Here is a 17,771-nt window from a genome sequence, read left to right on the forward strand (position 1 = left end):
AAAGCGTCGTCACAGTAAGGGTTGAAATGTCTTCTGTAGCTCTCGGCATCCCGACGGTGCGCCCCAAGCCGCTCGCCGAACGCCGCCACTCCCGCCAGATCATGGTCGGCAGCGTGCCGGTGGGCGGCGACGCCCCCGTGTCGGTGCAGTCGATGACGACGACGGTGACCGCCGACGTCAACGCCACTCTCCAGCAGATCGCCGAGCTGACCGCGTCCGGCTGCCAGATCGTCCGCGTCGCCGTGCCGTCGCAGGACGACGCCGACGCCCTGCCGATCATCGCCAGGAAGTCGCAGATCCCGGTCATCGCCGACATCCACTTCCAGCCGAAGTACGTCTTCGCCGCCATCGAGGCGGGCTGCGCGGCCGTCCGGGTCAATCCCGGAAATATCAAGAAATTCGACGACAAGGTCGGCGAGATCGCCAAGGCGGCGGCCGACGCCGGTGTCCCCATCCGCATCGGCGTCAACGCCGGCTCCCTCGACCCGCGCCTGCTGCAGAAGTACGGCAAGGCCACGCCGGAGGCGCTGGTGGAGTCGGCGCTGTGGGAGTGCTCGCTGTTCGAGGAGCACGGCTTCCGCGACATCAAGATCTCGGTCAAGCACAACGACCCGGTCGTGATGATCAACGCCTACCGCCTGCTGGCCGCCAAGTGCGACTACCCGTTGCACCTGGGCGTCACCGAGGCCGGCCCGGCCTTCCAGGGCACCATCAAGTCCGCCGTCGCCTTCGGCGCCCTGCTCGCGGAGGGCATCGGCGACACCATCCGCGTCTCCCTGTCCGCCCCTCCGGTGGAGGAGGTCAAGGTCGGCACCCAGATCCTGGAGTCGCTCGGCCTGCGGGAGCGCGGCCTGGAGATCGTCTCCTGCCCGTCGTGCGGGCGGGCGCAGGTGGACGTCTACACGCTGGCCGACCAGGTGCAGGCGGGCCTGGAGGGGCTGAAGGTGCCGCTCCGGGTCGCGGTCATGGGCTGCGTCGTGAACGGGCCCGGGGAGGCTCGGGAGGCGGACCTGGGGGTGGCTTCCGGGAACGGGAAGGGGCAGATCTTCGTCAAGGGGGAGGTCATCAAGACCGTGCCCGAGTCGCAGATCGTCGAGACGCTGATCGAAGAGGCGTTGCGGCTGGCGGAGGAGATGGGTGTCGAGGTGGATCTCGACGATGAGAGCACGGGGCCGACGGTCACGGTCGGCTGAGGTCGAGTGTCTGGGGGCGGGCTCGTGGGTGAGCCCGCCCCCAGACAAAAACAGAGGGCGCGACCTCGTCGGTCGCGCCCTCTGGGGGGCCGTAGCCCCGGACAAGTTCTTGGTGCCCTCTTGTGCGGCTGATTTCAGCATACCCCGAACGAGGGCCTTGGCGCTTCCTTATGCTCAGAGTCGTCACATCAACACTTTGAGTAACAAGAGCCCGAGGCTGCAGGATGCCCAGCACTTCCCCCGGACGCGACCCGTCCTCCGCCTACTCCCGGCACGTCGTGACGCGCATGCTGGACTTCAGCAGTGCCAGAACGCCCTGGCCGCGCCGCCTTTGGGACGTCAGCAGCTTCTTAACGCTGGAGGAGTTGTACGAAGCGGGCACGTGGGTGGACCGGCGCGTGCTCTCCCAGGCCTCGGTCGACTGGCAACGGCATGAGAGTGAGCGGCTGTTCGGCGAGGACCCGGCGCTCGGCACCAAAGCGTTCCGGCGTGAGCTGCAAGGGTGCCTCCGTACGACTCTCACGACCGCCAGCGACGGCCGCAGGAGGCTACGGCACCTGATCGACGTGGGCCGATCGGGATACCTCGAACGCTGGGCCACGTGCGCGGCGGAGGAGGACCCGCCGTCACCGGAGAAGGTCGCGAGGGCTGTCGCCGCTCACCTGCTCGACAGCGGGTACAGCATGGACGGCCTGAATCACTGGCTGCGGCAGGGCCGGCTCGGCCTGTCGGCCACAGACTTGATCACTGAGATGGCGGGGTTGCTGACCGCGCCGCCGACCTGCTGGAAGGTGGTCGTCCCCTTCTCCGCTCTGCACGGCTGGGAAGAACTGGCGGCGAACCTGCCCCATTGGGTCGACGGAAGGGCGGCCGAGGAGATCATGGCCGCCGCCGGAGCGAAACTGACGGCCCCCGCCGTCGGTGCCCTCTCCTACGAGGTGGAGGCGAGAGACGCCGAACGAGCGCTGGAGATCGTGTCCGACGTCGTCGAGCGGCTGCAGGCGCGCGCCCGCTTCTCCGGGTCGGAGACGGTCACCCCGTTCGACCGGGCCGCCGTGCTCAACCACGGCAGCGCGATGCCACTGCGGATGCCCGCGAGAGGGGCTCGAGTGCTATCCCTCGCGGCGGAACGGCAGCTCTACCTGGTCGGAGTCGAACCGCAGCACTTGAGCGATCGGCGGCGCAGCGCCGTTGACGAAGCGCTGGAGATCGCCTCCGCTCTCAACCACGGCCCGCTTGCTCCCGCCATCGCCGGAGCGTGGAGCGCGCTGGAGTCCTTGCTGACCGAGGCGCGGGATCCCGACGAGCGGGAGCGCGTGGTCGCCGCGACCCGTGCCGCCGCCCTGGTCGCCTGTTCCTGGCCCCGGGCCGAGCTGACCGCGCTGTCGCACCGCATCCGGCGTACCGGGCCAGGAGACCTCGCCGAAAGGCTGGACCGCTGCGCGTCCAACCGTGAACGTGCCCAGGTGATCGCCGCTGAGCTGGAGCTCGGGCACTCCCTGCCGCTCGAACGTTCCTGGCGCAGGGCGAACGATGTCGCGGCAGTAGCCCGCATGCGCGCGCTGCTCGCCGACCGCACGCAGGTCCTCGCCCGCGTGCGGCGCTATGTCGAGACCTCGCTCCGCAGGCTCTACCGCAGCCGCAACATCATCCTGCACGGCGGCTCGACCGGCGGCGTCGCACTCCAGGCGACCTTGCGTGTCACCCCGCCGCTGGTCGGAGCCGCACTCGACCGGCTCGCGCATGCCGACTTGGTGGCCGGAGTCCCGCCTCTGGTCCTCGCGTCCCGCGCCGAGATCGCGCTGCGCATGGTCGGCGACGAGTTGGGCCCCGGCCTCTGCGATCTGATCGAGTAGGGGAGGGCCGCCCGTACCGGTAAGGAACGGGCGGGCCGGAGGGGATGGCCGTCAGGCGCAGGTGTAGCCGGACGGAGTCGAGGTGTTGCCGCTCGGGCGGTTGACCTGGAAGCCGGCGCTGCTGTTGCTCGCGCCCGCCGCGATCGTGCCGTTGTGGGCGACGTTGCGGATGGTGACGGTCTGGCCGTTGGTGGTGACGGTGCCGTTCCAGGAGCCGGCCAGGGTGTGGCCGGCGGGCAGGGTGAAGGTGACCGTCCAGCCGGTGATGGTGACGGTGCTCGGGTTGGTGATAGTCAGGGGCTGGACGCCGTAGCCGGTCGACCACTGCGTCTGTACGGTCCCGGTGGCGGTGCAGGTGCCGGTGGACGTGCCGGGCTGGGTGGTGAGCTGGGCCGTGTTGGAGACCGGTGAGGTGTTGCCCGCGGCGTCACGGGCGCGGACCTGGTAGCGGTAGGTGGTGTTCGGGGTCAGGCCCGTGTCGGTGTACGTGGTGGTGGGCGAGGTGTCGATCTGGGTGAAAGCGGTGCCGGTGGCGCGCAGGATGTCGTAGCCGGTGACGCCGTCGTCGTCCGTCGCGGCCGTCCAGGTCAGCGTCGTGCCCGTGGCGGTGGTCGCCGAGGCGGACAGGCCGGTCGGGGCCGTGGGCGGTGAGGTGTCGCCGCCGGTGCCGGTGGTGGTGAAGGTGACGGCCGGGGAGCTCGCCGACAGGTTGCCCGCGCCGTCACGGGCCCGCACGTAGACCTGGTACCGGGTATTGGCGGTCAGGCCGGTGAGGGTGATGGAGTCGGTGGTGGACTGGCCGAGCCGCGGGTCGGTGGCGCCCTGCTCGTGGTGCACGTCGTAACCGGCCAGGCCGGAGCCGCCCTGGTCGGTGGAGGCGGCCCAGGTGAGGGTGGCGCCGGTGGCCGTGACGGCGGAGGCGGCCGGGGCGCCGGGGGTGCTGGGCGCGGTGGTGTCGGTGCCCCCGTCGGGCAGGGTGGGGGTCGTCCAGTCGCGCCATTCGGCCAGGTTGCCGCTCTTGTTCGAGGCGATCCGCATCGAGCCGGTGTAGCTGCCGGTGTTCAGCAGGAAGCGCTGGATGCTCTGCTGCAGCGGGGTCCGCCACTCCGACCTGGTGGCGCAGTGGGTGCCGTCCTGGACGGCCGACCAGTACGTGATGTTGCCGCCGGCGCCGAGCGCCTTGTAGACCTCCGCGCCGCCCAGCGCCCCGACGCTCGCGGACCTGGCGGCGAGCCAGTCGATGTGCGGGTTGTCCATGATGAACAGGCCGCGCGGCGCGATCATGCCGACCACCGAGTGGGTGTCCACCGGCAGCCGGGCCGGGCTGCCCGTGAAGGAGCCGAACGCGTCGCCGAGCCACGGCTGCTCGGAGTAGGTGCTGCTGAGCGGTTGGGCGCCGCCCTCGCCCGGGACCGAGCGGAACGCGGCGACGCCGCCGCTGCCCGACTCGATGGGCATGGTCAGCGCGATGCGCTGGTCGAACGCGCCGACGACGAAGGCGCCCTTGCCGTACCGGGAGCAGCCCGTCACTCCGGTCGCGTCGGCGCGCAGGACGCTGCCGCCCGACTGCTCGATGACGTCGATGATCCGGCTCACGCCCCACGCCCAGGCGGCCAGGAGGCCGGTGCCGCTGGAGGTGCCGTAGAGGGTGTAGAAGGCACCTTGCTTGTTGGTGCGCGGCGTGCCCTCCCTGCCGACCGCGAGGGGGTCGTAGCTGATGACGGCGGCGCCGGCCGCCTTGATGGTGGCGGTGTCGGCGCCGAGGCCGCCCAGGACGACCACGGCGGGGAAGGGGCCGGTGCCGCTGGGCAGGTCCACGCCGGCCGTGAAGCTCGCGGTCCTGCCGTTGTGCGAGACGTTCACGGTGATGCCGGTCCTGGAGACCGTCCCCGTGACGCTGGACGGCTTGGCGGGCTTCTCGCCGTAGACGAACTTCTCCGCCAGCTTCCTGATCTCCTGGCGCCTGCACCGCCCGTCGGCCCGGGTGGCGACGCGGGTGCCGTTCAGCTTGGCGAAGGGGTCGGGGAGCCGGGAGACGGTGGCTAAGGAGCCCGCGTCGGGCAGGGCGGGCTGGAGGTGTGGAGAGCGTAGGTGCGAAAGTTTCGGGACCGGGGACGGTTGCGCTGTGTCATGGGATCATTACAGATCGGCAAACATGTCTCCATACTCGCAGTCACCGCGTGGTCGCGCACGGGAGCATCGCAAGGCCTATGACAAGGAAGGGGGCCGGGTGAAGCGGGTAATGGGGGTTGTCGCCGGACTGGTGGTGCTCGTCGCGGGGGTCGTGAGCGCGGACGGAGCAGCGGTGGCCGGCAGGAAGGCGCCTGTGGTGTGGGGGGCCTGTCCCAAGGTGGCGGGGAAGACGGCCTCGGCCGCCCTGGAGTGCGCCACCGTACGCGTGCCGCTCGACTACCGCCATCCGATGGGGCAGTCGATCAAGGTCGCGCTCAACCGGATCAAGGCCAAGGTGCCCAGGGACGGCAACCATCTCGGGACGTTGCTGGTCAACCCGGGCGGGCCGGGCTCGTCGGGCCGCGACCTGACCGAGTACGTGGCCACGTCACTGCCCGCCGACGTGGCCGAGCGGTACGACGTCGTCGGGTTCGACCCGCGCGGCGTCGGCGCCAGCGAGCCGTCCGTGCACTGCGTGGACCCCGCCACGTACTACAAGGCCCCGCGGCCGGACGCGGTGCCGCACAACAGGGCGGAGGAGAAGCGGCTGCTCGCGCGCGCCGAGGAGTACGCCTCCCGCTGCGGCCAGCTCTGGTCCTGGCTGCTGCCGCACCTCACCACCGAGAACTCCGCCAGGGACATGGACACCATCCGCGCCGCACTCGGCGAGGAGAAGATCAGCTACCTCGGCTACTCGTACGGCACCTACCTCGGCGCCGTCTACGCCACCCTCTTCCCCGGCCGCGTCAAGCGCCTGGTGATGGACAGCTCCGTCGATCCCACCGGCGTCTGGTACGACTCCAACCTCAAGCAGGACAGCGCCTTCGAACGCCGGCACCGCCAGTTCCTGGCCTGGACCGCCAAGCACCACGCGGCCTACAAGCTGGGCACCACGGTCAAGCAGACCTCCTTCGCCTACTACGCGATGCGCGACCGGCTGCGTGCCAGGCCGGCGGGGGGGCTCGTGGGCCCGAGCGAGCTCGACGACACCTTCACCGTGGCCGGCTACAGCGACAAGGTGTGGCCGCAGTTCGCCCAGGCGTGGTCCTCCTACGTCCGGCAGGGCGACATCAAGGGGCTCACCGAGATCTACGCCAAGCACGGCAAGAACGACGCGGCGGACGAGAACGGCTACGCCATCTACCTGAGCGTCCAGTGCCGCGACGCCCGCTGGCCGCGCCAGTGGGACAGGTGGCGGGCCGACATGAAGGCGATGCACCGCCAGGCGCCGTTCCTGACCTGGCCGAACGCCTGGTTCAACGCCCCCTGCGCGTTCTGGCCGGTGCGGGGCGGCAAGCCCGTGGAGGTGCACTCCTCGCGCAAGCTGCCGCCGTTCCTGATGCTGCAGTCACGGCACGACGCCGCGACCCCGTACCAGGGCGCGCTGCAGATGGCGCGGCTGTTCCCCCGCTCGCGCATGGTGCTCGAGGAGGGCGGCAACCACGGGGTGTCGCTGGCGGGCAACAAGTGCCTGGACGGGCATCTGGCCGCGTACCTGCGGGACGGCACGCTGCCGCGCCGTGACACGACCTGCCCCGCCTCGGCCGAGCCACGCCCGGCCGCGCACATGACGTCGCAGGGCCCGCAGCAGCAGGGACTGCTCGGGATCCTGGGCGTGCTGGAGGGCCTGCCCATCGGCTGACGTCAAGAAAGGGTTACCGTGGGCAGCGCCGGATGCCGTATTCGGTAACCCTTCGCGTAGTCTGACCATGTGATGCTGCGTACATCGGCGTCGCGCGTGCTCGACGACAACGACCGGGACGAGGTCCTCGCCCTCCTGGACAGCGATCCGGTCGCCAACGTCTTCGTGTCCTCTCGGGTGCGGGCCGTCGGACTCAATCCGGCGAGGCTCGGCGGGCAGATGTGGGGGTTCGGACCGCGCGGTGGCCTCGTGTCACTCTGTTACGCCGGGGCCAACATGGTGCCCGTCAACGCCGGCCCTGAGGCCGTGCACGCGTTCGCTGACCGTGCCCGCAAACAGGGGCGGCGCTGTTCGTCGATCGTGGGGCCGGTCGACGCGGTCTCGCTGCTGTGGGAGCGGCTGGAGCCGTACTGGGGGCGGGCCAGGGCGATCCGCTGGGCGCAGCCTGTCATGGCGACGTCCAGCAAGCCGCCCGTGGCCGCCGACCCGATGGTGCGGCGGGTGCGGCCCGAGGAGTTCGACATGCTGCTGCCGGCGTGCGTGGCCATGTTCACCGAAGAGGTCGGCGTATCGCCGAACCTCGGTGACGGCGGCGCCCTCTACCGGACGCGGGTGGCCGAGCTGATCAGGATCGGGCGGTCCTACGCGCGCATCGACGACGGCAGGGTGGTGTTCAAGGCCGAGGTGGGGGCCGTCACCCCGCACGCCTGCCAGATCCAGGGCGTCTGGGTCGCCCCGGAGCTGCGGGGCAGGGGATACGCGGTGGCCGGCATGGCCGCCGTGGTGGAGGCGGCGATGAGCTGCTTCGCGCCCGTCGTCTCGCTGTACGTCAACGACTACAACCACGCCGCCAGGGCGGTCTACCGCAAGGTGGGCTTCCGGGAGATCGACACCTTCATGTCCGTGTTGTTCTAGCATCCGGGCATGATCCTTGTCACGGGTGCAACGGGGAACGCGGGTAGCGCGCTGGTGCGGACACTGGCCGAGGCGGGCGCGCCGGTGCGGGCCCTGGTGCGGCGCGAGGCCGAGCTGCCAGCCGAGCTGGTCCTGGGCGACCTGAACGATCCGGAGTCGGTGGCGGCCGCCCTGGGCGGTGTGCGCGGGGTGTTCCTGCTGGCCGGGTACGACCGGATGGAGGAGACGCTGGCGGCCGTGGCGCGAGCCGGCGTCCAGCACGTGGTGCTGCTGTCGGCGAGCGCGGCCGAGGCCGCCGACGTGAGCAACCCGATCTCGGCGTACCACGTGCGCTCCGAGGCGCTGGTGCGGGAGTCGGGGGTGCCGTGGACGATCCTGCGGCCCCGCACGTTCATGTCGAACACGTTGCGCTGGGCCGGGCAGCTCAGGTCAGGGGACGTCGTGCGCGACTCCTGGCCCGAGGTGGCCGTCGCGACCGTCGATCCGCTCGACATCGCCGCCGTGGCGGCCGCGTCCCTGCTGGACAAGGGGCATGACGGGCAGGTGTACGGGCTGACGGGCCCACAGCCGCTGCGGCCCGGTGACCGGGTGCGGATCCTGGGCGAGGTGCTGGGCAGGGAGCTGCGGTTCGAGGGGATGAGCGACGCCGAGTCCAGGGCCGAGATGGTCGCCGGGGGGATGCCGGAGGCGTACGCGGAGGCGTTCTACGGGTTCTTCGCGCGCGGGGAGCTGGACGAGTCGGCGGTGCTGCCCACGGTGGACGAGGTGACCGGGCGCCCGCCGCGCACGTTCGCGCAGTGGGCGCGGGACAACGCGGGCGCGTTCGGCTGACCAGCGATCTGCCAGGCGCTAGCCCGGGACCCGCAGGGTGAGCAGGGCGACGTCGTCGTCGTTGTCGGCGGGGCGGACCCGGGTGAGCAGCCGGTCGCAGTAGACGCTGAGCGGGTGGCGGGTCAGCGCGGCGGCCTGCCGGCGCAGCCGGTCGAGGCCCTCGTCGAGGGAGTGGCTGGGCGACTCGATCAGCCCGTCGGTGTAGAGCAGCACGGTGGAGCGCGGCGGCAGCTCGACGACCGCGTCCTCGCGGACGGGCGCGAAGCCGGTGCCCAGCAGCAGGCCGCCGGCGTCCTCCAGGTAGCGGGTGCGCCCGTCGCCGTCGACCAGCAGCGGCGGCGGATGCCCCGCGTTGGTCCAGCGCAGCTGCCAGCTCCCGTCCATGCGCTCGGCCCTGGCGAAGACGACGGTGGCCATCGTGGTCTCCGACATCCTGGCCACCGCCTGGTCGAGCCGGTCCACGATCACGCTGGGCGGCTCCTCCAGCTCGCCGGCGTAGGCGCGCAGCATGTTGCAGACCTGCGCCATGCCGGACGCGGCGTCCAGGTCGTGCCCCACCACGTCGCCGATCACCAGCCCGGTGGCGCCGTCGGACAGCACGAACGCGTCGTACCAGTCGCCGCCGACCTGTGAGGCGTGCGGCGCGGGCACGTAGCAGGCGCCCATCTCCAGCCCGGGCACCGACGGCAGCCGGGGCAGCAGGTGGCGCTGCATGGTCTCGGCGACCCGGCGCTGCCGCTCGTACAGGCGCGCGTTGTCGAGCGCCAGCCCGGCGCGGCGGGCGATGTCCTCGACGAGCAGGAGGTCGTCCGTGGTGTACGGCCGGGACTGCTCGGAGCGCCCCAGCGTCATGGCGCCGACCACGTCGCGCACGCCGCGGATCGGCGCGGTGCAGGCCGACCAGATGCCGGTCGCCTTGAACAGGTCCCGCTGGACGGCGGCGAGCCGCGACTCGAGCGGCCGGTCGTAGTCGGCGGGGCTCACCAGCGTCGCGGTGACGCCGCGCAGCGCCCGCGCCAGCGGCATCGTGGACTCGCGCGGCAGCGGCGGCATCGGCCGCTCCAGGTCGGCGCGGTGCGCCAGGACGCCGTCCTCGTGGTGGACGACGGCGGCGCGCGTCACCTCGCCCTCCTCGGTGAGCAGGTCCACCACCGCCCAGTCGGCCAGCAGCGGCACGACCAGGCGGACGAGCTGGCGCAGCGTCTCGTCCACGTCCAGGCTGGCGGTGAGCGTCGTGGTCGTCTCCGCGAGCAGGGCCAGCCGGTCGAGCTGCGACATCTCCGGGGCGGGGTGCGCCCGCTGCCGCTCACCGAGCCCGGCCGAGCCGATCTCGTGGAAGAGCACCAGGGCGCCGGACCCGCCGTCGCCGATCCGGCACGGGGTGACCACCCAGGCGATCTCCACGAGCGAGCCGTCGCCCCGCTGCAGCCACACGTCCTGGCCGTGGGCGGAGTCGTTGGTGAGCAGGGGCTGCCGCATCACGCACCGGCTGCGCGGCAGCGGCTCGCCGCTCTCGCCCCGGTGCAGCAGGTCGTGGGCGTCGCGGCCCAGCAGCTCTCCCGCGCCGCGGCGCAGCAGCCGCTCGGCCTGCGGGTTGACCTCGACGATCCGCCCGCGGTCGTCGACCACGTACGTGCCCGCGTGGGAGAGATCGCCCAGCCGGAAGGAACGCGGCACGACGGACTGCTCGATGTCGCCCACGGCCGGCCCTCCTTCCCTCCTTCCTGCTCCTACCCAGCATCGCCGCTGGTCAAGGGCCTAAAGGCGGACGAGCTTGGCGAAAAGGCGACTGAGTTCGAGCTCGGGGTCGGCGGTGAGGCCCGCGTGCACGGGGCCCGCCTGGACGATCGTGCTGCGCGGCGCCGTCAGCCAGCGGAACCGGCCGCCGAGCGGCTCTCCCGCCAGCGGCCCGCACTCCTCGCCGCAGGCCAGCTCGTACGCACTCAGCGCCCGGCGCACCCCCTCGACGTCGGCCTGCGGATCGAGCGCCCGCAGCCGGCCGGGGTCCAGCTCGACGCGGGCGCACAGATACTCGCGCGGCTGGCAGTAGAGCAGCACGCCCGCGTTGATCAGCTCGCCCCGCTCGACCTTGGGCATCACGCGGATCACCGCGTACTCGTAGACGTCCCTGCTCACCGGCCGCCGCCTCCCCGCCAGAACTCGCCGACCGATCCCGGGCCCTGCTTGCGCTGCTTGTGCTCGCCGCGTACCAGCCACTCGCGCGGCCCGTGCGCCCGCTGGAGCAGGTGATCGACGTACGCCTCGCGCACCTCGCCGGGTGAGCCGAAGCCCGGCTCGCCGGCCAGCCACTCGTCGGGCACCAGCGCCGTCACGCTCTCCAGCAGCTCCCTGGTGATCCGGCCGGCCAGCTCGTCGCCCGCCGCCTCGACGTCGCCCGCGTACGGGGCGAGCACGTGGTCGCCCGCGTCGAACGGGCGCTGCGGGTCGGCGGTGCGCCAGTTGTGGTGGAACCAGAGCGCGGCCCCGTGGTCGATCAGCCACGTGTCGCCGTGCCAGACCAGCAGGTTGGGGTTGCGCCAGCTCCTGTCGATGTTGTGGATGAGGCCGTCGAACCACATCACCCGCGCCGCGAACAGCGGATCGGCCACCCAAGCCAGCGGCTCGAAGCCGAGCGCGCCCGGCAGGAAGTCGACCGCGAGGTTGAGCCCGGTGCTGGCCTTGAGCAGCTCCTGGACCTCGTAGTCGGGCTCCCTGACGCCGAGCTGCGGGTCGAGGTCGATGAGCTTCAGCTCCGGAGTCCTGAACCCGAGGTGGCGGCCCAGCTCGGCGCAGACGATCTCGGCGACCAGCACCCGCCTGCCCTGGCCGGCCTCGCGGAACTTCACCACGTACGTGCCCAGGTCGTCGGCCTCGACGACGCCGGGCAGCGACCCGCCCTCCCGCAGCGGGGTGACGTAACGGGTCGCTGCGATCTTTTCCAGCACCAGATGAGGCTATCGCCCCCGGCCGCCTGCGTTGATCGGGGCGAAGGGGTGCTCGCGCGGCCCGCTGCCGGAAGGCGGCCCGCCGTCGTAGAGTTGGGACCGGATGAGGGGATCGAGGGATCGATGCTCAGGATTCACTTCACCGGCGCGGACTTACGGCGCATCCGATTAGCGGAGAGCGTCGATCCCTTCTGGGAGCTGGTCTTCAGCAGGCATCGGCTCGCCGACCCGGCGCCACCGGCGGCGCTGCGTCCCTGGCTGGAGGCGGTGCGGCAGGAGGGAGAGCTGCGCCGCCACGAGCGGGTGGTGGCGGCGCTGACGCCGTTCGGCCCGTACTTCCCCGACTTCATCACGCCACCCGAAGGGCTGCAGGGGCTCGACGCCGGCCTGCAGGCGATCCTCGGCACGCCCCGCGCGCGGCTGCGTCACGAGATGCGGACGCTGGCCCGCACCGCGCCGCTGCCCGGCTGGGGCAGGCGGCTGGCCGAGGGGGAGACGGCGACGCTGATGAACCTGGCCGCCACGCTGCGGTCGTACCACGCCATCGCCATCGAGCCCTACCAGGACACCATCGACGCCGCCGTCGCGGCGGAGGTGTCACGCAGGCGGCGTGACCTGGCGGCGGGCGGTCCGGAGGGCCTGCTGCGCGGGCTGGCGCCGCTGATGCGCTGGCAGCCGCCGCTGCTGGAGGTCGACTACGACGTGGACCGCGACCTGTACCTGCACGGGCGCGGGCTGCTGCTGATCCCGTCGTACTTCTGCCGGCGCGTCCCCGTCGCCCTGGCGGACCCGGACCTGCCGCCGACGCTGGTGTATCCGATCGACTGCCACTCGCACTGGCAGGCCAACCGCAGCGAGTCGCTGGTCGCGCTGCTCGGCGCGACCCGCGCGACGGTGCTGGCCGCCATCGACGGCGGCGCCACCACCACGCAACTGGCCGAGCGCGCCGCGACGTCGCCCGCCTCCGTCAGCCGCCACACGCGGGTGCTGCGTGACGCCGGGCTGATCGAGACGCATCGCCACGGCACCGCGGTGCTGCACGTGACGACCCCGCTGGGGCGCACGCTGCTGTCGGCGGGCCGGTAGGCGTGTCCACCCTTTGCGCCCACGTGCAAAGGCTGGCCGCCTCCCGGACGCGACCAAGATACTGAGGGCCTCGCTGCGGAGCCTTCCATACGTTCTCGCATTCCTCGTATGGAAGGCTGAGCGGAACCCGGGTGCGGGCGGTCCTGCGGCGATGGCGGATCCGGGGGCCGAGAGGTCGTCGCGGAGCTGGAGACGGTACGCGGGCCGGTGGCGCGCATGCGGGCCCTACTGGGGCGGGCCTTTCGGTGACCGGCACGGCGCGGCCGTCTCGTTCCGGGTGGTCAGCGACCTTGTGGCCTCAGGTCTTCGCGATGACCTCCTCCGCGAAGCGTTCCATGGTGGCGATCTTCAGCTCCAGGGTGCCCTCGCCGTACCTGGCCTTCTCCTCGGGGGTGGCCAGCCACCACGGGGCGGCCATCGTGCCCGTCACACCCTTGGCCTCGAAGCGGCGGTAGGTGTCCGCGTCGGGGATCACGGCGAGCGGGGCGATGATCTCGAAGCCGTCCGTTGACCTGCCCTCGGCGTCGAGACGGCCGCGCAGGGACGCCAGGACCTCGTCGAACTGCTCCTCGGTGTAGATGCGGTTGCCGATCCAGCCGTCGCCCAGCCTGGCCGCGCGGCGCAGGGCCGCCTCGCTGTCGCCGCCCACGACGACCGGGATCGGCCGGGCGGGGACTGGGCAGATCGACAGCGGCGGGAGGCCGTCGAGCGTGACCGTCTCGCCCGCCCACAGCGAGCGCAGGACGGGCAGCATCGCGTCCAGGCGGCGCCCCCGCGTGTGGAAGTCCTGCCCGGTGCCGGTGAACTCCTCCTCGCACCAGCCCACCCCGACCCCGAACGTCACCCGGTCGTGCGACAACACCGCCGCCGTGGAGACCTGCTTGGCCACGGTGAACAGGTCGCGGGCCGGGGCGATGTACACGTTCGGGGAGAAGCGCAGGGTGGTGGTGACGGCGGCCATGGCGCCGATCGTCACCCACACGTCCGGCCAGTGCGTGCTCGCGTCCCAGCGCGGCCTGCCCGACTTCGAGTACGGGTACGGCGTGGCGAAGTCGGCGTAGAAGAGGTGGTCGGAGAGCGTCAGCGTGTCGAACCCGCACCGCTCGGCCGCCCGCGCCAGCTCCACGAAGTGCTCGGTGTCGGAGAACGAGGCTCCCAGCCAGTATCTCATCGGAACTCCGGGGCGACCTTGGTGGCGAACAGCTCCAGGTTCCGCTTGACCGTGTCCAGCGGCAGCACGCCCTGCTGGCCCTGCATGTAGAGGCCGAACCACTCCAGGTCCGGCATGCGGTCGAGCATGCGCTGGATGCCGCGCTTGACGTCGTCGGGGGTGCCGAACAGGGCCATCTCGACGTCGTTCATGCGCTTGGCGTCGCCCTTCTCCGGGGAGATGGGCTTGTGCTTCTCGTCCTCCTTCTTGCGCAGCACCTCCAGGTAGCCGAACGGGCCGAAGAAGGCGGCGAAGTCCTTCGGGATGCTGCGGCCGAAGGTGTTGATGGCCTCCTCGGTGGTGTCGGCGATACCGACGATCTTGAGGATGCCGGTGTGCTCGCCCAGCTTGTAGTGGCGGCCCTGCTTGGCCGACTCCTCCTGGTACAGCTTGGCCTTCTGGGCGTGGTCGTCCGGGTTCGGGGTGAACATCCACGGCAGGATGTTCTCCTGGGCGGCCCTGATGACCGACCGGTCGGAGATGGTGAACGGCTGCCACAGCTCGGGGTACGGGTTCTGGTACGGCCTGGGGCAGACGGAGACGGCCTTGATCGTGCCGCTGCCGTCCATCTCCTCCGGCGAGCCGAACGTGCGGGTCCACTCCTGGGCCGGCCAGCCCTCGATGCCCTCGTACGGGTAGGGCACCTGGTAGTCGAGCACGTCCGACTTGTAGCGGAGCGTCTCCTGCGTCCACGCCATCTTCATGATCTTCAGCACCTCGCCGAAGACGTCGAAGTTGCGCGTGTCGGACGCCGAGCCGTCGGAACGGGCGGCGGCGGCCTGCCAGCGCTGGCCCAGCACGTTCATCCAGCGGTTCTGGTAGCCGCGTGCCACGCCGAGCCGCAGCCGGCCCTTGCTGAACTGGTCGAGCAACGCCACGTCCTCGGCCGCCCTGATCGGGTCCCAGGCGGGCAGCACGAGGCCCAGCGGCGCGAGCAGGATGCGCTCGGTCCTGGCGGCGAGGTCGGTGAGGAACATCAGCGGGTTGACCGAGAACTCCATGCCCTCCGAATGGAAGTGGTGCTCGGTCATCATCAGCGCGTCGAACCCGATCTGGTCGGCGTGGACGGCTATCTCCCGTACCTCGTGCAGCAGTCTCTGGTACGACTCCGTGTCGCGCCCGATCGGGCGCTTGGCCCTGGCGTTCTCCTCGGCGGCGTAACCAGAGCCTGGTATTTGCGGATTCAGGAAGATAGAAAACTTCACCGTGGACCTCTTTCCGCGGGATGGTCTTCTGCAAGGTACTCTGGAAATCTTAACCGAGCAATCGCTTGGTTCGCTGTGGGGAGTGTCGTATGAGGCTTGGCGTCACGATGTTCGCGACGGATCTGGCCATGCCGGTCCACGAGCTCGCCAGGGCGGCGGAGGAGCGTGGCTTCGACTCGTTGTACGTGCCCGAGCACACCCACATCCCCGCCTCGCGGCGCACCCCGTACCCCGGCGGGGGTGAGCTGCCCGAGGAGTACAGGCGCACGCTCGACCCCCTGGTCGCCCTGTCCTACGCGGCGGCGGTGACCCGCGAGCTGCGGGTCGGGACCGGCATCCTGCTCGCCGCCCAGCGCGACCCCATCGTCACCGCCAAGGCGCTGGCCACCCTGGATCACCTCTCCGGCGGGCGCGTGGTCGTCGGCGTCGGGTTCGGCTGGAACGTGGAGGAGATCGAGAACCACGGCGTCCCGTACGGGCGGCGCCGCGAGGTGGCCCGGCGCAACGTGCTGGCCATGCAGGCGCTGTGGCGGGACGAGGTGGCCCACATCGAGGGCATGGAGCCGTCCTGGTCGTGGCCCAAGCCCGTCCGGACGCCGCCCGTCTACCTGGGCGGAGCCGCGGGGCCGAAGCTGTTCGCCCAGGTCGCCGAGTACGCCGACGGATGGATGCCGATCGGCGGGCACGGTATCAAGGCGGCACTGCCCGCGCTGCGGGCGGCCTGCGAGCAGGCCGGGCGGCCGGAGGCCTGCGAGGTGATCCCCTTCGGCACGCGGCCCAGCAGGGACAAGCTCGACTACTACGCCTCGCTCGGCATCACCCAGGTGGTGGCCACCCTGCCCAGCGGGCCCGCCGACGTGGTGCTGCCGCTCCTGGACGAGTACGCGGCACTGATGTGACAGCAGGGGTTGCTGTCATAATGGCGGCCTATGTCCCGCGCTGACGACCCCGCCCGGCTGGGCGAGTACCGGATCCTGCGCCGGCTCGGGCAGGGCGGCCAGGGGGTCGTCTACCTCGGCGAGTCGCCGCAGGGGGCGCTGGTCGCGATCAAACTCATGCACGCCAGGGTGTCGGGCGAGCCCGACGTGCGGCGCCGCTTCCTCGGCGAGGTGGAGGCCGTGCGGCGGGTGGCCGCCTTCTGCACGGCGCAGCTCCTGGACGCCGACCTCGACGGCGACCGGCCGTACCTGGTCAGCGAGTACGTCGAGGGACCGTCGCTGGCCGAGCACGTGGCCCGGCAGGGGCCGCGCTCCGGCGGCTCCCTGCACCGCCTGGCCATCGGCACCGCCACCGCCCTCGGGGCCATCCACCGGGCGGGGGTGGTGCACCGGGACTTCAAGCCGCCGAACGTGCTGCTCGGGCTCGACGGGCCGCGGGTGATCGACTTCGGGGTGTCCCGGATGATGGACGCGGCTGCTACCACCACTACTGGGCTTTCCCTGGGGACTCCTGCTTATCTGGCGCCGGAGCGGGTGCAGGGGCAGTCTGCGGGGCCTGCTGCGGACCTTTGGGCCTGGGGGTTGACCGTGGCCTATACGGCTACGGGGCGGCATGCGTATCTGGCTGATACGTACCAGGAGGTGCTGGCCAGGATCTTGTACGGGAAGCCGGATCTCGGGGGGTTGGACGGGGTCCTGCGGGAGGTGGTGGAAGGGTGCCTGCGTCACGATCCTGGGGAGCGGCCGGATGCGGAGGAGGTGCTGCGGTGGTTGCTGGGGCATGGGGCCGGCGATGTGCTCACGACCGGTGCCCGCGCGGCCACGCGGTCCGACCGGGATCGCGCCGGGCCCGACGATCGCGCTGTTGGCGCGCCTGACGGCCGTGCTGCCTCCGGGCCGGACAGCCGGGCCGCCGCCACACCTGGTGATGAGCCCGTCGGCCAGGTCGCCGATGGGGCTGGTGTTGAGGCGCTCGGTGCGGTGCCTTCCACCGCCGGGCTGCGGGGCGTGGGGCGGGCTGGGCTGTCCGCCGCTACCGGGCCTCGGGCCGGGGCGGACGCCAGGACGGAGCCGGAAGGCGGGCCGCCGCCTGGGCCATCGCCTGGCTCGCCGGCTGGGCAGACGGCTGGGTTGTCGGTTGGGGCGCCGGATGGGCGACGGTGGTGGCGGGGGCGGCCGGTCGTGATGGCGGCTGCTGCGGGGCTGGCCGTGGCGGTGGCGGGAGGCGTGCTCTGGTGGGCCGAACAGCGGCAGCCGGAAGCGGCCGGGACGTCACAGGTCACGCCGCCAACAGCCGCTCCGTTGAGCGCCACCTCGACGCGCGCTTCGACATCCGCCCCGACTCCCGCCCGGACCACCGCTGCGACGTCCGCCTCCACGCCTGCTTCCACGCCTGCTTCCACGCCTGCTTCCACGCCTGCTTCCACGGCGGCGGGGCCGGATCTGGACGGCACGTGGACGGGCTCGGCCGAGCACCCGACCGCCAAGCGGATCTTCCCGGTGGAGCTGCGTCTGCGTGCCGAGGGCTCGTCGAGCATGCGCTGGGGCGCCGACCTGCACTGCTCCGGACGGCTCACCCCGGGGAAGAACGCGCTGACGTTCCGGCTCGACCGGGTCAAAGGCGACATGTGTTACCCGGGCACGCTCCGCGTCGTCCCGTCCGCCGCTGATCCGAACCAGATCGTCATCAACGTGACGCGTGAAGGGCAGGGCGGGGTCACGTATTCGGGGAAGGTCTTACGTGGTTCCTGAACGGGGACGCGGCCCGCATCCCCAGG

The 17,771-nt window shown here is 71.6% G+C and carries 14 protein-coding genes; 8 read left to right on the forward strand and 6 right to left on the reverse strand.

From position 1 onward, the window contains the following. Nucleotides 1–26 precede the first annotated feature (26 nt). Together ispG and LCN96_RS10485 are read left to right on the forward strand one after the other, a co-directional pair. Nucleotides 27–1,193, forward strand: a complete 1,167-nt coding sequence (ispG, locus tag LCN96_RS10480; protein WP_225272395.1) for a flavodoxin-dependent (E)-4-hydroxy-3-methylbut-2-enyl-diphosphate synthase — start codon at nt 27–29, stop codon at nt 1,191–1,193. 287 nt (nt 1,194–1,480) lie between these two features. Next, nucleotides 1,481–3,049, forward strand: a complete 1,569-nt coding sequence (locus LCN96_RS10485; protein WP_225272396.1) for a hypothetical protein — start codon at nt 1,481–1,483, stop codon at nt 3,047–3,049. A gap of 51 nt (nt 3,050–3,100) precedes the next feature. On the opposite strand, the gene LCN96_RS10490 is transcribed toward LCN96_RS10485, so the two are convergent. Further along, nucleotides 3,101–4,912, reverse strand: a complete 1,812-nt coding sequence (locus LCN96_RS10490) for a glucuronyl esterase domain-containing protein (RefSeq protein ID WP_225272397.1) — start codon at nt 4,910–4,912, stop codon at nt 3,101–3,103. A gap of 367 nt (nt 4,913–5,279) precedes the next feature. On the opposite strand from LCN96_RS10490, the gene LCN96_RS10495 reads away from it, so the two are divergent. The 3 genes from LCN96_RS10495 to LCN96_RS10505 all read left to right on the forward strand — a co-directional run bounded on the left by LCN96_RS10495 (nt 5,280) and on the right by LCN96_RS10505 (nt 8,609). Beyond that, entirely contained in the window at nt 5,280–6,863 is a 1,584-nt protein-coding gene (locus LCN96_RS10495) for an alpha/beta hydrolase (protein WP_225272398.1), read from the forward strand. A 72-nt stretch (nt 6,864–6,935) separates the two neighbouring features. Then, a complete protein-coding gene (locus LCN96_RS10500) occupies nt 6,936–7,778 on the forward strand; it encodes a GNAT family N-acetyltransferase (protein ID WP_225275954.1) in 843 nt (280 codons plus the stop codon). Between the two features lie 9 nt (nt 7,779–7,787). Then, nucleotides 7,788–8,609, forward strand: a complete 822-nt coding sequence (locus LCN96_RS10505; protein ID WP_225272399.1) for an NAD(P)H-binding protein — start codon at nt 7,788–7,790, stop codon at nt 8,607–8,609. An 18-nt stretch (nt 8,610–8,627) separates the two neighbouring features. Here LCN96_RS10505 and LCN96_RS10510 read toward each other — a convergent pair whose 3' ends face one another. The 3 genes from LCN96_RS10510 to LCN96_RS10520 are packed head-to-tail and all read right to left on the reverse strand — an operon-like array spanning nt 8,628 to nt 11,554. Further along, nucleotides 8,628–10,310 (reverse strand): SpoIIE family protein phosphatase, encoded by a 1,683-nt coding sequence (locus tag LCN96_RS10510; protein ID WP_225272400.1) that lies wholly within the window; start codon nt 10,308–10,310, stop codon nt 8,628–8,630. 57 nt (nt 10,311–10,367) lie between these two features. Beyond that, a complete protein-coding gene (locus tag LCN96_RS10515; protein ID WP_225272401.1) occupies nt 10,368–10,745 on the reverse strand; it encodes a DUF3037 domain-containing protein in 378 nt (125 codons plus the stop codon). Beyond that, nucleotides 10,742–11,554, reverse strand: a complete 813-nt coding sequence (locus LCN96_RS10520) for a HipA family kinase (protein ID WP_225272402.1) — start codon at nt 11,552–11,554, stop codon at nt 10,742–10,744. Before LCN96_RS10520 ends, LCN96_RS10515 begins: the two co-directional genes overlap by 4 nt. A 123-nt stretch (nt 11,555–11,677) precedes the next feature. Between LCN96_RS10520 and LCN96_RS10525 the strand changes: the two genes are divergently transcribed. Next, nucleotides 11,678–12,640 (forward strand): ArsR/SmtB family transcription factor, encoded by a 963-nt coding sequence (locus tag LCN96_RS10525; RefSeq protein WP_225272403.1) that lies wholly within the window; start codon nt 11,678–11,680, stop codon nt 12,638–12,640. 298 nt (nt 12,641–12,938) lie between these two features. On the opposite strand, the gene LCN96_RS10530 is transcribed toward LCN96_RS10525, so the two are convergent. Both LCN96_RS10530 and LCN96_RS10535 read right to left on the reverse strand, forming a co-directional pair. After that, entirely contained in the window at nt 12,939–13,811 is an 873-nt protein-coding gene (locus LCN96_RS10530) for a TIGR03619 family F420-dependent LLM class oxidoreductase (RefSeq protein ID WP_225272404.1), read from the reverse strand. Next, complete coding sequence (locus LCN96_RS10535) at nt 13,808–15,055, reverse strand: LLM class flavin-dependent oxidoreductase (protein WP_225272405.1); 1,248 nt, start codon at nt 15,053–15,055, stop codon at nt 13,808–13,810. The genes LCN96_RS10530 and LCN96_RS10535 overlap by 4 nt, the downstream gene beginning before the upstream one ends. An 89-nt stretch (nt 15,056–15,144) precedes the next feature. Here LCN96_RS10535 and LCN96_RS10540 point away from each other — a divergent pair, with 89 nt between their 5' ends. Both LCN96_RS10540 and LCN96_RS10545 read left to right on the forward strand, forming a co-directional pair. Further along, nucleotides 15,145–15,954 carry a TIGR03619 family F420-dependent LLM class oxidoreductase gene (locus tag LCN96_RS10540; protein ID WP_225272406.1) on the forward strand — a complete coding sequence of 270 codons (810 nt, stop codon included), beginning with the start codon at nt 15,145–15,147 and terminating at the stop codon, nt 15,952–15,954. Between the two features lie 30 nt (nt 15,955–15,984). Then, complete coding sequence (locus tag LCN96_RS10545) at nt 15,985–17,745, forward strand: serine/threonine protein kinase (RefSeq protein ID WP_225272407.1); 1,761 nt, start codon at nt 15,985–15,987, stop codon at nt 17,743–17,745. The last annotated feature ends 26 nt before the right edge of the window (nt 17,746–17,771 follow it).

Source organism: Nonomuraea gerenzanensis (assembly GCF_020215645.1).
Lineage (GTDB): Bacteria > Actinomycetota > Actinomycetes > Streptosporangiales > Streptosporangiaceae > Nonomuraea > Nonomuraea gerenzanensis.